The organism is Roseibium aggregatum (assembly GCF_014692675.1).
Lineage (GTDB): Bacteria > Pseudomonadota > Alphaproteobacteria > Rhizobiales > Stappiaceae > Roseibium > Roseibium aggregatum_C.
Genome location: NZ_JABFCZ010000005.1, coordinates 75,424 through 90,140 on the forward strand (window position 1 = coordinate 75,424; position 14,717 = coordinate 90,140).

At 59.7% G+C, this 14,717-nt stretch carries 12 protein-coding genes; 10 read left to right on the top strand and 2 right to left on the bottom strand.

What is annotated here, in order from left to right; genetic code table 11:
- The 10 genes from HK439_RS05150 (at position 1) to HK439_RS05195 (ending at position 12,442) form a co-directional block, all read left to right on the top strand.
- A complete protein-coding gene (locus HK439_RS05150; RefSeq protein ID WP_190290317.1) occupies positions 1–1,233 on the top strand; it encodes a dihydrolipoamide acetyltransferase family protein in 1,233 nt (410 codons plus the stop codon).
- On the top strand, positions 1,230–1,475 hold the full coding sequence (locus HK439_RS05155; RefSeq protein WP_190290318.1) for an acyl carrier protein: 246 nt from the start codon (positions 1,230–1,232) through the stop codon (positions 1,473–1,475). Before HK439_RS05150 ends, HK439_RS05155 begins: the two co-directional genes overlap by 4 nt.
- A 130-nt stretch (positions 1,476–1,605) precedes the next feature.
- On the top strand, positions 1,606–2,157 hold the full coding sequence (locus HK439_RS05160) for an HPF/RaiA family ribosome-associated protein (RefSeq protein WP_190290319.1): 552 nt from the start codon (positions 1,606–1,608) through the stop codon (positions 2,155–2,157).
- Positions 2,158–2,329: 172 nt separating this feature from the next.
- Positions 2,330–4,792 carry a Lon protease family protein gene (locus HK439_RS05165; protein WP_190290320.1) on the top strand — a complete coding sequence of 821 codons (2,463 nt, stop codon included), beginning with the start codon at positions 2,330–2,332 and terminating at the stop codon, positions 4,790–4,792.
- Between the two features lie 3 nt (positions 4,793–4,795).
- On the top strand, positions 4,796–5,554 hold the full coding sequence (locus HK439_RS05170; RefSeq protein ID WP_190290321.1) for a hypothetical protein: 759 nt from the start codon (positions 4,796–4,798) through the stop codon (positions 5,552–5,554).
- A gap of 97 nt (positions 5,555–5,651) precedes the next feature.
- A complete protein-coding gene (locus HK439_RS05175; RefSeq protein ID WP_235987616.1) occupies positions 5,652–6,002 on the top strand; it encodes a c-type cytochrome in 351 nt (116 codons plus the stop codon).
- On the top strand, positions 5,999–8,395 hold the full coding sequence (ppsA, locus tag HK439_RS05180; RefSeq protein ID WP_190290322.1) for a phosphoenolpyruvate synthase: 2,397 nt from the start codon (positions 5,999–6,001) through the stop codon (positions 8,393–8,395). The genes HK439_RS05175 and ppsA overlap by 4 nt, the downstream gene beginning before the upstream one ends.
- A gap of 390 nt (positions 8,396–8,785) precedes the next feature.
- Positions 8,786–10,699: a TRAP transporter permease gene (locus HK439_RS05185; RefSeq protein WP_190290323.1), complete on the top strand. Its 1,914-nt coding sequence runs from the start codon at positions 8,786–8,788 to the stop codon at positions 10,697–10,699.
- Positions 10,700–10,738: 39 nt separating this feature from the next.
- A complete protein-coding gene (locus HK439_RS05190; RefSeq protein ID WP_190290324.1) occupies positions 10,739–11,713 on the top strand; it encodes a TAXI family TRAP transporter solute-binding subunit in 975 nt (324 codons plus the stop codon).
- Positions 11,714–11,788: 75 nt separating this feature from the next.
- Positions 11,789–12,442, top strand: coding sequence for a dienelactone hydrolase family protein (locus HK439_RS05195; protein ID WP_235987618.1), 654 nt, complete (start codon positions 11,789–11,791; stop codon positions 12,440–12,442).
- 101 nt (positions 12,443–12,543) lie between these two features.
- Here HK439_RS05195 and HK439_RS05200 read toward each other — a convergent pair whose 3' ends face one another.
- Positions 12,544–13,932, bottom strand: coding sequence for a sensor histidine kinase (locus tag HK439_RS05200; RefSeq protein ID WP_190290326.1), 1,389 nt, complete (start codon positions 13,930–13,932; stop codon positions 12,544–12,546).
- Complete coding sequence (locus HK439_RS05205; protein ID WP_190290327.1) at positions 13,929–14,597, bottom strand: response regulator transcription factor; 669 nt, start codon at positions 14,595–14,597, stop codon at positions 13,929–13,931. Before HK439_RS05205 ends, HK439_RS05200 begins: the two co-directional genes overlap by 4 nt.
- Positions 14,598–14,717: the final 120 nt, after the last annotated feature.

Consider the following 14,717-nt stretch of genomic DNA (forward strand, 5'->3'; position numbering starts at 1 on the left):
ATGGCCGCCTTCGTCATGCCCTCCCTGGGGTCCGATATGGATGCGGGTACCCTGGTCGAATGGTTGAAAAAGCCGGGCGACGAAGTGCACCGCGGCGACATCGTTGCCGTCGTCGAAACCCAGAAAGGTGCGATCGAGATCGAATCCTTTCAGGAAGGGATCCTGACCGGCTACCTGACTGACCTCGGCAAGAAGGTCCCGGTCGGGACGCCGCTTGCAGTGATCAAGGAAGAGGGCAAGGACGATCCGGAAGACGCGGCGCTGCTGAAAGGCGGGGCGCCGGCCGCCGAAACGCCGACGCCCTCCGCGGAAAGCGCCCAGGCTACAACCAAAGCGGCTGCGCCTGTTGCCGAACCGCCTGTCGCAAAACCAGGTGGAGCAGCCGGGGAACGTTTGAAGATCTCGCCGGCGGCGCGACGGTTGGCGCAGACCTCGGGCATCGATCCGACGACGCTCACGGGATCGGGGCCGGAAGGCTCGATCGTTCTCGCCGATGTCATGGCGCGGCTGGAGCAGAAACAGCCCCCGATACGATCTGCGAAAAAGACGCCCCGTGAAGGCGGTGAGCAATTGACCGGGATGCGCGCGGCAATCGCCGCCGCCATGGCGCATTCCAAGCGGGAGATCCCCCATTATTATCTCAGCCAGACGGTCGATCTGACCGATGCGGACGCGTTCGTTTCCGCGATAAATGCCGATCGGCCGCCGGAAAAGCGCGTCTTGTTGGGAGCACTGTTCGTCAAGGCGGTTGCCATGGCGTGCCGGAAATTCCCGGAATTCAACGGTCACTTCGAGGACGAGACGTTTCACGCCTCCAAGGCCGTTCATGCCGGCATGGCGATCAATATCCGCGGCGGAGGCCTGGTTGCTCCGGCAATCCACAATGCCGAAACACTCGATCTCGATACTCTGATGGACAAGATGCGCGATCTGGTGGCCCGCGTGCGGGCAGGGCGGTTCCGGGCTGCCGAGCTTTCCGATCCGACGATTACGGTTTCGAGCCTGGGCGATCGCGGGGTGGAGGCGCTCTACGGAGTCATTTATCCGCCCCAGGTCGCCATCGTGGGATTCGGAACGCCCTTCCTGCGGCCGTGGGAACAGGCCGGCGATGTGGCGCTCAGGCGCGTCGTCACCCTGACCCTTGCCGCCGACCACCGCGTCAGCGACGGCCACAGCGGTGCCCGGTTCCTGAATGCCATCGAAAAGCATCTGCAAAAACCGGAGGAGCTATGACCCGCGAAGAGATTGAAGCCGTGTTGGGCGCAGAATTGCACCAGATTGCACCGGATATCGAAATCGATGACATCGACCGTCAGGAAGATCTGCGCGACGAATTCGACATCGATTCCATGGACTTCCAGAACCTGGTCGGAGCTCTGTCCAAGCGCCTCGGTATCCCGATGCCGGAAGCCGATTACGGTGAAATGGGGTCCTTTGATGCGATGCTGGACTATCTGACCGCCCATGCCGGCTGATCATCCGAAAGTTTGATTACGGTCAATGCCGGACGGTCACAGCGGGAACAGATTTGAATTGTCAAATGACTACAGGCCCGGGCGGCAACCCGAAAACCGCGTAACAGCCGGGCCGGACGGGAGAACGAAAATGGATTCACCGGCAAACATCACTTTCCGCCACATGGAACCGACACCGGCCGTGCGCGACGACATCGAGAGCCGGATCGCCGACCTGGAAAAATTCCACCATCACGTGATCAGCTGCAATGTAGTGGTGAGCGGCCCTTCTCAAAAACACGAAACCGGACAGGAGTTCCATGTCCAGGTGACGGTACAGGTGCCCGGCCAGAACATCACCGTTTCCGACAAACTCGGGCGGAGTGAGGCGACCCCCGATCTCAGCCTGCTTATCAACCGGGTATTTGAGGCGGCCGACCGGCAGTTGCGTGAACGCACAAGGGTCATGGGCGGCCTCGAAGTCAAGCATCATGCGGAGATCATGCACGGCACGATCGACCGGCTGTTCGAAGGTGAGGGGTACGGCTTCATCACGGCAGAAAACGGCGACGAGGTCTATTTCGAGATGGACAATCTCACCAACGGCGACTGGAAGAAGCTTCGCGTCGACATGAAGGTGAAATTCCGCGAAGGCATTGGTGACAAAGGTCCCTACGCGATGAACGTCTCCGTTTCCTCCTGAGCCGGATCTTCGCTTGACATTAACAGGCATTGCCGAAGGCCGAAGTTGGACTTGGCCTTCGCCCTGCCTCAGCCGATAGTCCTTATCGGACAATTGTTTGCGGTTGCCCGGGAGCGCCGGGGAACCGGAACCATTTTGATCCATATGAAGACCGTTTCCACAGGGGACCGCCTTGGCTTCCAAATCTGAGAAATCCGATCCGCAGGCCGGTTCGGCCACCAGCCCGATAAAACCGCTTACGCCCGATCAACTCCTGCGGAAGGCGGATCTTTCGGCACTGGATTTCAAGACCACGCAGGATCTGGAGCCCCTGAAAGGGCTGATGGGTCAACGCCGGGCGATCGACGCAATCAATGTGGCGACGGGCATTGAAAATGTCGGCTTCAATCTCTTCGTCCTCGGCGCTTCGGAGCGTCTGGCCAGAGAAGCGGTCACGGTGACTTTGAAAGGGTCTGCGCAGACCCGGCCCACTCCGCAGGACTGGATCTACGTCAATAATTTCAAGGAACCGCACAAGCCGACCGCCATCGCCTTTCCAGCAGGCCGGGGCGGAAAGTTCAAGGATGCGATGGAAAGCCTGGTCGATGATCTGATGGCTGCCCTGCCGGTCGTCTTTCAAAGCGACGAATATCAGGCACAAAGAAGCGCGGTCGACGAAAAGTACCAGAAACTGCAGGGGGAAGCCTTCGCAGAACTTCAGAAAAAGGCCAGCGAAAAGCAGATCGCGCTGTTGCGCACGCCCATGGGGTTCGCGCTGGTCCCCTCCAAGGAGGGAAAGGTGGTTCCTCCTGAGGAATTCAACAATCTGGATGAGGAAGAGCGGAACAAGATCCAGGCCGTCATCAAGGAACTGGAAGCCGAACTCGAACACATCATTCGTCAGATTCCGCGATGGGAAAAGCAGCGCCGCGAGGAAACCAAGCACCTGAACAGCGAAACGACGCAGGCAGCGGTCGACCCGGAGATCAACGAAATCCTCGCGGAATATTCGGACCTGCCGCGGGTGGTGGAATATCTGGAGGCCGTCCGTGAAGATCTCGTCAAGAACGTCGCGATCTTCATTCTCAGGGATGAGGAAGCGTCGCAAGGAGGCGAGGAAAACTATCCGCTGGGCAATGCGTTCGACCGTTACAAGGTCAACCTGCTGGTCACGCGCGCCGATCACGAGGAAGGGGCGCCGGTCGTCGAGGAATTGCACCCGACCCTGAGCAATCTGACCGGGCGGATCGAACATATTGCCGCCCAGGGGGTCCTTGCGACCAACTTCAGGCTTATCAAGGCAGGCTCGCTTCATCGGGCCAATGGCGGTTATCTGCTTCTGGATGCGCGCGGTCTCCTCACCGAGGCTTTCAGCTGGACCGCCCTAAAGCGGGCGCTTAGAAGCCGGACGATCAAGATCGAGGACATCAATCAGCTGATCGGGCTCACCAGCACCATATCGCTGGAGCCGGAGCCGATCCCGCTGGATCTGAAAGTGGTGCTCTTCGGCGACCGCTACACCTACTATCTGCTGTCGCTTCTCGATCCGGAATTGCAGGAACATTTCAAGGTCCTGGCAGATTTCGAAGACAGCATGGAACGCACACAGGAAAGCGAAGCGCTGATGGCGCGGGCCGTCGCTGCCATCCTGGAGCGCGAGAAGCTTCTGCCCATGGACCGGCACGGTGTGGAACTGGTCGTGGAGAATTCGGCCCGTCTGATCGAGAATGCCGGGAAATTGGGCCTGTCGCCGGATCAGGTCCGCGACCTGCTTGTCGAGGCAAATCACTATGCGCGGGCGGCCGAACGGACCGGGATCGCAAGGGATGACGTCCAAAAGGCGCTTGATCAGCGGATCGACCGGGCCTCGCGAGTGCGCGAACTTCTTCAGGAACAGGTCCTGAAAAAGGTCGCCCTGATCGATACCGAAGGCAGCCGGGTCGGCCAGATCAACGGCCTGAGCGTCATGAAGATCGCCGGCGAATCCTTCGGTCATCCGACGCGGATAACCTGCCGGGTGCGGCCCGGCTCAGGCAAGGTGGTCGATATCGAGCGCGAAGTCGAAATGGGAGGTCCGATCCATTCCAAGGGCGTCCTGATCCTGTCCGGTTTCCTCGCGGGCCGGTTCGCACTCGATGCCCCCATGTCGGTGCAGGCAAGTCTCGTCTTCGAGCAATCCTATGGAGGCGTGGAAGGCGACAGCGCTTCGTCTGCCGAACTCTACACGTTGCTGTCCGCTCTTGCCGACGTGCCGATCCGCCAGGATCTCGCAGTTACCGGTTCGGTCAACCAGCACGGAGACGTCCAGGCGATCGGCGGAGCGAATGAAAAGATCGAAGGCTTTTTCGACATATGCAAGGCAAGGGGCCTGACCGGAAGCCAGGCCGTGCTGATCCCTGCGTCCAATGTCCAGCACCTGATGTTGCGCGCGGATGTGATCGAGGCCTGCGAACAAGGGAAATTTGCCATCTATCCCGTCGCAACCATAGATGAGGGGCTCGAACTGGTGACCGGTCTGCCGGTGGGCAAGCGGGAAGACGACGGACAATTCACCGACGGCTCCATCTACCGGATGATCGAAGATCGGTTGAAAGCCTTTACCCAGGTCAGAAAGAGCATTGCAGAAGGCGGCAAGGGCGAAAAGCCGGGGAACTGAGCCATGATCACCTATTCGCGTCTCGTTTTCGGATTTCATCAGGCCGCGTTCAATACGGCGATCGTTCGCCAGACTGTCGAGGCCGCCGGGCTTCTGGATCTTGAGCTGCACGGCATCTTCGTCCGCGATCCGGAGCTGATGGGGGCTGCACGCCTCGCCGGCCTGCGCGAGTACCGCTTGCTGGGAAACCGCGTGGAAGCGATGGATATCGGATCCCTTGCGGAATCGATCGAGGCGGCGGCCAGGAGGGCGCAGGATCTGGTCGAGACGGAAGCGGCTCAGAAGAAAGTCCGAAGCCGCTTTGAAATCCTGACATCTGCTGTTGGAGAAGCCATTCATGCGGCTGCGAAAGCCTCCGATATCGTGGTTCTATGCCAGCCGGACAGCCCATTGGAGAGGTCGAGCGAGCCATATCGGCAGTTTCTGCAGGCGGTAAGCCAGTCCAAATCCGCTGTGCTGTTGTTGCCGCGCCGGTCAAGGTCCGGCGGCGGCCGGATATTGGCGCTGGCAAGGACGCCGGAAGACAGGTCGATCGACATTGCCCGGCAGATTGCCGAGCGTGTCCATGGCCAGGCGGGGGTCGAGGACATGCGCAGCCCGCAGCATAAAAGGCATTCGACAAAGAAACCGTCGGAACGGGAGCGCCTTGTCATCGCCACCCGGGACCCTGGAAACAACAAGCTTTTTTCCCAGTGGCTTGAACTGATTGGCGAACGTCAGGCGCCGGTGTTGCTGCTGCCGAGCGAGCCGGAAGCGGATTGACAGTCCGCGCCATTGACAGCGGTCAATGGCCTCCTGAACGCCATTCGTTAGTGTGATGGTGATGTGGAAATCACGACACAAGGAACAGGCGGCGGATATGCGATCCAATGTCCCGTCAGGAACAGCAGCACTGATTGCCCTGACCTGCATTGCATTCACCGCGCCGGTTCAGGCCGGTGGAAGTGCGGAACGGGGTAAGGCCGTGATCGAGCAATGGTGCCGCACCTGCCATCAGCGGGCGTCCGACAAACCGGATCCTGATATGGCGCCGCCCTATGAGAAGATCGTTCTGCGGCCAGGTCATACACGGGCCTATTTCGTGCAATTCCTGAAGGAAGACCATTTTCCGATGACGACTTACCGCCTTTTCGACAGCGAAAGGGAAGATGTGGTGGCCTATCTGATGGACCTGCAAAAAACGGAATTGAACAAGAGGGGACGGAAATGAGCAGTCCGGCAAAAACGGTCGTCCGGTTCAGGGACTGTGGCAGGAAGGATGTCGGTCTGGTCGGCGGCAAGAATGCCTCTCTGGGTGAAATGGTCAATACGCTGGTTCCGAAAGGGATCCGGGTTCCGGACGGGTTCGCCACGACGGCCGCGGCATACTGGCAGTTTGTGGATGCGAATGACCTGAAGCCTGAAATCGAAAAGGCCTTGAAGGAATTGAATTCAGGAAAGGCCACGCTGGCCGAAACCGGCAGCCGGATCCGCAAGGCGTTTCTGCGCGCGGACTGGCCGGATGATCTGGCCGAGGCGATCCGGGATTACTATACCGAGTTGAGCCAAATGTCCGGCCGGGAGGGCGTCGATGTCGCCGTCCGCTCCAGCGCGACCGCGGAGGATCTTCCCGATGCAAGTTTTGCGGGCCAGCAGGAAACATACCTGAACATCACGGGAGCCGATGCTCTGCTCGACGCCTGCCGGCGTTGTTATGCATCCCTGTTTACCGACCGGGCGATCACATACCGGCAGGTGAAAGGGTTCGACCACCTGAAAGTCGCCCTGTCCATCGGCGTGCAGCTGATGGTGCATTCGGACCGGGGCGGGTCCGGCGTCATGTTTTCCATCGATACGGAAACCGGTTTCGACAAGGTGGTGGTCATCAATGCCGCCTGGGGGCTGGGCGAAAACGTCGTCCAGGGTGCCGTCGATCCGGATGAATTTGTTGTCTTCAAACCGCTTCTCGCCGACAGCGCGTTATCTCCGATCGTCGAGAAAAAACGCGGCGCCAAGGAAGTGAAAATGATTTACGGAGATGGCGATACGCCGACCCGTAACGTACCGACCTCCAAGGCGGAACGGGAAGCCTTTGTGCTCGCCGATGAGGATATTCTGACGCTGGCCAGATGGGCCGTGGCGATCGAAGCCCACTACGGCTGTCCGATGGATATGGAATGGGCCAAGGACGGTGATACGGGCGAGTTGTTCATTGTCCAGGCGCGGCCGGAAACGGTGCAGTCGCAGCGCAACATGTCGTCACTCCGGACCTACAAGATCGGATCGAAGGGCAGGGTCCTCGTCAAGGGGCTGAGCATTGGCGATGCGGTGGTCGCCGGACGGGTCTGCCTGATCGACACCGCCGCGGATATCGATCAGTTCGTCGACGGCAGCATTCTGGTCACGCAGACAACCGATCCCGACTGGGTGCCGATCATGAAACGGGCTGCCGGTATCATCACCGATCACGGCGGACGGACCTCCCATGCGGCCATTGTCAGCCGCGAACTCGGACTGCCGGCGGTCGTCGGAACCGGTGACGCGACGCGTGTCCTGCATTCGGAACAGGATGTGACCCTGTCCTGCGCGGAAGGAGATGAGGGCTTCGTCTATGAAGGCCTGGCGGACTTCAAGGTCGAGGAATTGGCGCTCAGTGACATTCCTCAGACCCGGACCGGGGTGATGCTGAACCTCGCCAATCCATCTGCGGCCTTTAGATGGTGGCAGATCCCCGCCGACGGAGTCGGGCTGGCGCGTATGGAATTCGTCATCAGCAATTACATCCGGGTTCACCCGATGGCTCTGCTGCACTTTGACAGGCTTCGCGACGAAGACGCGAAGGCGACCATCGCCGACCTGACCAGGGGATATTCGGACAAGGCGGAGTATTTCGTCGACCGCCTGGCACGCGGACTGTCCCGGATTGCGGCGGCGTCTTATCCGAAGCCCGTGATCGTGCGCATGAGCGACTTCAAGACCAACGAATATGCTGGTCTCATCGGTGGCGCGGAATTCGAGCCGAAGGAGGAAAACCCGATGATCGGCTTCCGCGGCGCCTCGCGGTATTATTCGGAGGCTTACCGCGACGGTTTTGCGCTCGAGTGCCGGGCAATCAAGCGCCTGCGTGATGACATGGGTCTCTCAAACGTGGTCGTCATGATCCCGTTCTGCCGGTCGACCAGGGAAGCAGACCGCGTTCTGGAGGTCATGGCCGCAAACGGTCTCAAGCGCGGAGAGAACGGGCTGCAGGTCTATGTCATGTGTGAAATCCCGTCCAATGTGATCCTGGCAAAATCATTTGCCGATCGGTTTGACGGCTTTTCCATCGGCTCCAACGATCTGACCCAGCTGACCCTGGGCGTCGACCGGGATTCCGAGCGCCTGTCCGAACTCTTCGACGAACAGGACGAGGCAGTGAAATGGATGATTTCCACGGTCATTCGGGAGGCCCACGAAGCGGGTGCGAAAGTCGGTCTGTGCGGACAGGCACCAAGCGATCATCCGGAGTTTGCGCGCTTTCTCGTCGAAAGCGGGATCGATACGATTTCCGTTACGCCCGACAGTTTCATCGAAGTGAAGAAGCAGGTTGCGGCGGCCGAGAAAACGGGCGGACCGAAGGCTTGAAAAGCCAAGCCTTCTTTGCGGTTATTGCGATTGATTGAATAAATACCGTTGGCATTGCTGCGGCTTGCGTGAGTTAAAGTGACTGACGGAACTGTAATCCGCAGAAATTGGCCAAATATCATGATCTGATAGGATGATCGGAAGCTGCCGCCAGACTGCCGGCAGGCAGGGGTCTATTGTCTTTTTGTTTATCCCTAATAGGAATTTCTTATGTGCATTTGAGAAATCGGGGGTGTTAGATGCCCTCGAGGAACCTTGTTGCGTTATAGGAATATCCGGGGAGGGTAGCGGCATGGCCGTGGAAGACGCCGCATTGGAAAACAATGCGCAAATGTCTGAACTTTGCGAAAAAAGAATAGAAAATACCGGTGTCTGGGGCGAGGCCGGACGATGAACGAAGCGTCGAAATCCCGGCCCTACAGGGACTGGCTGATTGCTTTTTTCGCCACGCTCATGTGTGTCGCCTGCATTCTCTGGAACATCGAAGCCCCGACCCGCCTCGGCTTCGCGATCCTGAAGCAGCAGTATATGGCATTCCAGCTGGGGCTTGCCCTGACGATCGCCTATCTGCGTTACAACGGCCGGGGCGAAACCAAGGACCGCGTCGGCTGGCTGGATTGTGCAATCGCACTCATTGCCTTCGCCGTGCTGATGTACGCCGCTTACGATTTCAGCTGGCTCCTGAAAGAACAGGCCTACCGGCCGTGGCAGATCACCGTTATCGGTGCGGTGGTGACAATAGCGGTGATGGAGGGCGTGCGCCGCAGGGCAGGGTGGATGCTGTTCGGCATCGTCGGCGTGTTTCTGATCTACGCGCTGTTCGCCGACAAGGTTCCCGGCGATCTGATCGGCAAGGCCCTGACGCCCGTCCGGCTCGTCCAGTATGTCGGCTTTGATCCAAGTGCGGTGTTCTCGACGCCTTTGGCCGTCGGCACGATCATCGTTCTTCTGTTCGTTTTCTTCGGCCAGTTGCTCTTCGCCGCCGGCGGAGGCACGTTCTTTACCGATCTTGCCATGGCCGCCACCGGCCGCGCACGCGGCGGCAGCGCCAAGATTTCCGTCGTTGGCTCAGCACTCTTCGGTTCGATTTCCGGCAGTGCGGTCTCCAACGTGGTGACCACCGGGGTCGTCACGATCCCGCTGATGAAGCGCGGCGGATATTCCGGCCGGGATGCAGGCGCCATTGAGGCCGTCGCCTCGACCGGCGGCCAGCTCACCCCGCCGATCATGGGGGCCGCCGCCTTCCTCATGGCCGAACTGCTGGACATATCCTATCTGACGGTTGCCGCGGCAGCGCTCATTCCGGCGATCCTCTATTACGTCAGCGTTTTCATTCAGGTGGATCTGATCGCCGGGCGCGACCACATCAGCCAAAGCGACGAAGAGGCCTTGTCGGTCAAGGAGGTGATGCGCGAAGGCTGGCATTTCTGTCTGCCTTTCGGCGTATTGCTCGGCGCCTTGTTCTGGTGGCGGTTCGATCCGGAGGATTCGGCTCTCCTGGCATCCATCGCGATCGTTCTGGTCGGCTTCCTGCGCGGATACCGGGGCGAACGGCTGACCCTCAAGAGCCTCGGAAACGTCTTTACGGAGACTGGGACATCCATGGTCGATCTGATCCTGGTGGTGGCTTCCGCCGGCTTCGTCATCGGGATCTTGAACATCACCGGGCTAGGCTTTGCCCTGACACTTCTTCTGGTCAACTCGATCGGGGCGAATGTCACGCTGTTGTTGCTGGTTTCCGGCCTGATCTGCACGGTCCTGGGCATGGGGATGCCTACTTCGGGCGTTTACCTGCTGCTTGCAGCCCTGGTGGCGCCGTCGCTGGTGGAAGCGGGCATCGAACCGATCGCGGCCCACATGTTCATCCTCTACTTCGGCATGATGTCGATGATCACGCCTCCGGTTGCGCTCGCCGCCTTTGCGGCTGCGACAATAACCAAGGAAGGTCCGCTGATGACCGGATTGACTGCCATGCGGATCGGATGGGCGGCCTATATCATTCCGTTTGTTTTCGTCGCCACGCCGGCCCTGCTATTTAACGGAACCTGGGGCGAAGTGGCCTTGGCGACGGCCCTGGCCGGCATCGGAGTGGCCGCAATCTGTGCCGGAATGGTCGGCTTCATACAGTCGAAGCTCACAATGCCTGTCCGGCTTCTGCTCGGTGCGCTCGGCGCTTTGTCGCTGCCGTTGGGCTTCATTCCCCAGGACCACTTCCTGCACATTCCCGCAGCGGCCGGCGCCGTCGTCCTGACGGCAGGACTTCTCATCTCCGACAAACGAAAAGGCCGGCAAGCAGCGGCCTGAAACCGAGGAAATCACGAAACCAACCCAAGGGAGGAATAAATGAAAACCTGTATGAAGATTGTGGGAGCCGGCCTGCTGGCATCCGCCTTGTCTGCAGCGAGCGCCTACGCCCAGGTGGTCACGATCGCGACGGGCGCGCAAGGGTCCTTGGCCTATAACTCCGGCCAGGCGGTTGCGAAGGTCGCCAATGATGCCGGGATCACGGCACGAACCCAGCCGCTTGTCGGCTATCTGCCTCTGATCAATTCCGGCGAAGTCGACTTCGGCTTTTCCAATGGCGTTGAAGCCGAATACGCGTTTTCGGGAACCGGCAACTACGACCGCAAAAACCCCAATATGCGTCTGGTGGGGGTCATGTTTCCGCTCACCACCGGCTTGATGGCGCCCTGCGATCTCGGTCTTAAGACCATTGCCGATGTGAAGGCGAAGGCTTCCGACCTGCGGATCGCATCGGAATACACGTCTTCCACCATCATTCCGTTCTACATCGCCGGCGGTCTTGCCAATGCCGGTCTGACCTACGACGACTTCAAGAAGGTTCCGGTCGCCAGCTTCGTGGCCGGCATCAACGCGCTCGGCGACGGCCTGGTGGATATCGCGCTCGTCAGCCTGAATTCCGGTGCCGGACAGCAGGCAGCGGTCAAGCTGAAGTCCCGTGGCGGCCTATGCTATATCTCGCAGGATAATTCGGAAGCCGGTATTGCCGCCTTCAAGAAGTATCTGCCGGCCGGGGATATTGTCTCGCTGAAGCAGAACGAGAAGATCAACGGTCTTCAGGACAGCGGCGCCAACATCATGCGGATCCCGTGGATGATGCTGACCAATGCCGACGTCAGTGATGATCTCGTCTACAAGATGACCAAGGCAATTGCCGAACACAAGGACGCCCTGAAGGCGTCGTTCGGTGCGTTCGCCAGGGCAGACCTGCAGACGATGGCGCCGGCCAACATGGTTCCCTACCATCCGGGCGCCATTCGCTATTTCGAGGAAGCCGGCGTCAAGGTCGGTAACTGATATTTTGCGGCGCCGCCCGAACGGGCGGCGCCCATTCATAACTTGAACTCTCGCAATCTGGAGTGATTTGAAATGATGAGGCAACTGACTGCAGCCGACGGACATTCGTTCGATTGCTGGTTTGAACCGGCACAGGGGACATGCCGCGGAGGTCTCGTTATTCTCCAGGAAATTTTCGGCGTGACCGATCAGTTGAAAGGCGTTGCGGCGCGCTATGCAAAGCTCGGCTATGAGGTCGCGATTCCGGCCCTGTTCGACCGGAAGGAAAAGGGGGCCGTGATCCCCTTCGATCAGGCGACACGCGGCCGGGACCTGATGCTTTCAATCGATATGGCCGACTGTATCGCCGATGCGGCGGCTGCCGTGGACGCTTTGAAGGAAAACGGCGGAAAGGTCGCCGTCATGGGCTTTTGCTGGGGCGGTGGCCTTGCTCTGCGTGCGGCCCAGAAGCTGGATATCGCCGGTGGGATTTCCTTTTACGGCACCCGTTTGAAACAATATCTGGATTGCCCCCTGAAGGCGCCAATGCAGGGCCATTTCGGCACCACGGACGACCACACGCCCGCCGACCTTCTGGAAGAAGTCAAAGCCTATCTGCCGGACTTCGAAATGTACATGTACGAAGCCGGCCATGCCTTTGCGAACGATGCCCGGGCGACCTACGTCGCGGATGCGGCAGAACTGGCCCACCAGCGGACGGAGGCCTTTCTGGCAAAGGTATTGGGCTGAGAAGACCCGGTCTCTTTTCCTGAACGAGATACGGACGCCGTCATCCCTTGAACAGGGGGAAGCGGACCTGACGGCTTCGAGGAGGGCGGGACACCCCGCCCTCAATCTTTTTGGGTAGGTACGTCTCTTTTCAGGGTCAGCTTGAAGCAGGTCCCTGTCTCCACGGGAACAGGTTCGACGGTACCGCCGTGCTGGCCCATGATTTCCCGCACGATCGGCAATCCCAGACCGCTGCCTTCGCCGCCGCTGAGCTGGCCGAACCGTTCGAATGCAACGGACAGGTTCTCAGTATCGAGACTGTTGCCGTCATTCCTCACCAGAAACGAAACGGTTTCCTTGTCGGCCTCGACCTGGACCTCGACGGTCGTCAGCCCGGGACCGGAATGGGTCAAGGCATTGTCGATCAGATTTTGCAGCGCTTCGGACAGCATGAGCGGATCCGCCAGGATCATGGCGCCACCGGACTGGTCATCAAACACGAGTTCGGCATCGCGGTCGAATATCGCCTTGGCATTCCGGGTGCACACCTCCCGGGCGAGATCGGCGGCGGCGATTTCCTCAAAGTTTCTGGGACCGGCCGGATCCCTGGCCCGTTCATAGGACAGAAGCTGCTGGGTCAGCCGGCTGGCATGGCGGGCGGCCTCGACCACCTCTGTCGTTCTTTCCCGCCGGTCCGTGTCGGTTTTCGCATCCCGCGCGGCCGTTGCCATTGTCAGGATGGAGGCGATCGGATTGCGCATCTGATGGGCGGCGTTCGAGATGAACACGTCTCGGGAGGCAATGGCCTTTGACACTTCCCCGAAGAGGTTGTTGAGCGTCTGCACGACGCCCGACACCTCCGGTGGAACAGGCCGGCGAATGATGCTCATGTCCTTCGGTGATCGGATGGCGATCGCATCCTGCAGTTCCAGCAAGGGTTTCAGTCCGAGATTGATCCCGAACCAGACGACCCCGGCCACCGTCAGGATCAGGGAGCCCATCAGGAGAGCGGCCCGCACCGCCAGGTTTCGCGCAAAGGCCTCGCGCGCCGCCTTGTTCTGCCAGACCGTCACGGTTGCAAAACCGGATACGCCACCGACGTTCAGGTACTCCGTCAGTCGGGCGACGCGAACGCCTTCGTGCCGGTAGGTACCTTCAAAAAGCACCGGAAAATCCGCCTTGTCGCGAATGTCCTTTGGCGCCGCGGGCGGATAGGCGTAGCCGGTCACGAAGACGCCATCGGGTCCAGTCACATGGTAAAACAGCTTTCCGCCGCCACTGGAATCCCGCAAAAGGTCCAGCGTTGTTTCCGACAGGGCGTCGCCTTCCTTGATGACCACGTCGCGGGAAATCGCCATGGTGACGGCAACGAGGGTCCGGTCGAACAGGGCTTCCGACGTTGCCCGGGCTGCCTTGAAGCGCCAGTAGCCCGCAATCAGGGAAATGATGATCAGCGGCACGAGGATGAGAACCATCAGCCGGATCCGGAGGGACGTCGCCTGGGTGATCATTCTTCTTCTTCGAAATAATATCCCAGACCGCGGGCGGTGCGGATCTTCAGCCCGTGACCTTCCAGCCGCTTTCGCAGGCGGGAAATGTAGATTTCGATGACTTTCTCCTCGATTTCCGTACCAAGCCCGTAAACGTGGTCGGCGAGGGTGCGCTTTGGCACCAGTTGGCCGCGCCGGTCGATCAGGCACTCCAGGACGGCCAGTTCGCGCCTCGGCAACTCCATGGCCGCGCCATCGCGGAAAAGCCGTCGGGCGCCGCGATCGAACTGGAGTTTGCCGACCTTGATCGGCGCGCCGCCATCTGTATTGCGGCGGCGGGCGAGGGCGCGCACCCGAGCTTCCAGTTCCTCCGCCTCGAACGGTTTGACGAGATAATCGTCCGCACCGAGATCAAGACCGGTCACGCGGTCCTTGGTTTCGCCGCGGGCCGTCAGAAGAAGGACCGGAGTATTGTCGCCTCGGCCGCGCAGGTTCTTCAGGACTTCCAACCCGTCCTTGCCGGGAAGGTTGATGTCGAGAATCACCAGATCGGCGCCCTCATCTGCAAGAAAGGAATCTCCATCCGATCCGTCATGCAGGAGATCCACCGCATGGCCGATATCCTTCAGGCGGTGGCTCAGCCCGCGCGCAAGCGTCTTGTTGTCTTCGATTATGACGATCCGCATCATTTTCTGTCGTGTGTTGAAAGCTTGCTGAAAGCTTGGACTGTTAGAGACATGATCGCAACAGGATTGAAAAACCTGATGCAATAAATGCGATGGGCGAAAACATCGCCATCGAAATCA

Bases quoted from the DNA above. Each gene is read 5' to 3' on its own strand.
- HK439_RS05150 (WP_190290317.1), top strand. From the start codon at position 1: ATGGCCGCCTTCGTCATGCCCTCCCTGGGGTCCGATATGGATGCGGGT.
- HK439_RS05155 (WP_190290318.1), top strand. From the start codon at position 1,230: ATGACCCGCGAAGAGATTGAAGCCGTGTTGGGCGCAGAATTGCACCAG.
- HK439_RS05160 (WP_190290319.1), top strand. From the start codon at position 1,606: ATGGATTCACCGGCAAACATCACTTTCCGCCACATGGAACCGACACCG.
- HK439_RS05170 (WP_190290321.1), top strand. From the start codon at position 4,796: ATGATCACCTATTCGCGTCTCGTTTTCGGATTTCATCAGGCCGCGTTC.
- HK439_RS05175 (WP_235987616.1), top strand. From the start codon at position 5,652: ATGCGATCCAATGTCCCGTCAGGAACAGCAGCACTGATTGCCCTGACC.
- ppsA (WP_190290322.1), top strand. From the start codon at position 5,999: ATGAGCAGTCCGGCAAAAACGGTCGTCCGGTTCAGGGACTGTGGCAGG.
- HK439_RS05185 (WP_190290323.1), top strand. From the start codon at position 8,786: ATGAACGAAGCGTCGAAATCCCGGCCCTACAGGGACTGGCTGATTGCT.
- HK439_RS05190 (WP_190290324.1), top strand. From the start codon at position 10,739: ATGAAAACCTGTATGAAGATTGTGGGAGCCGGCCTGCTGGCATCCGCC.
- HK439_RS05195 (WP_235987618.1), top strand. From the start codon at position 11,789: ATGAGGCAACTGACTGCAGCCGACGGACATTCGTTCGATTGCTGGTTT.
- HK439_RS05200 (WP_190290326.1), bottom strand. From the start codon at position 13,932: ATGATCACCCAGGCGACGTCCCTCCGGATCCGGCTGATGGTTCTCATC.
- HK439_RS05205 (WP_190290327.1), bottom strand. From the start codon at position 14,597: ATGCGGATCGTCATAATCGAAGACAACAAGACGCTTGCGCGCGGGCTG.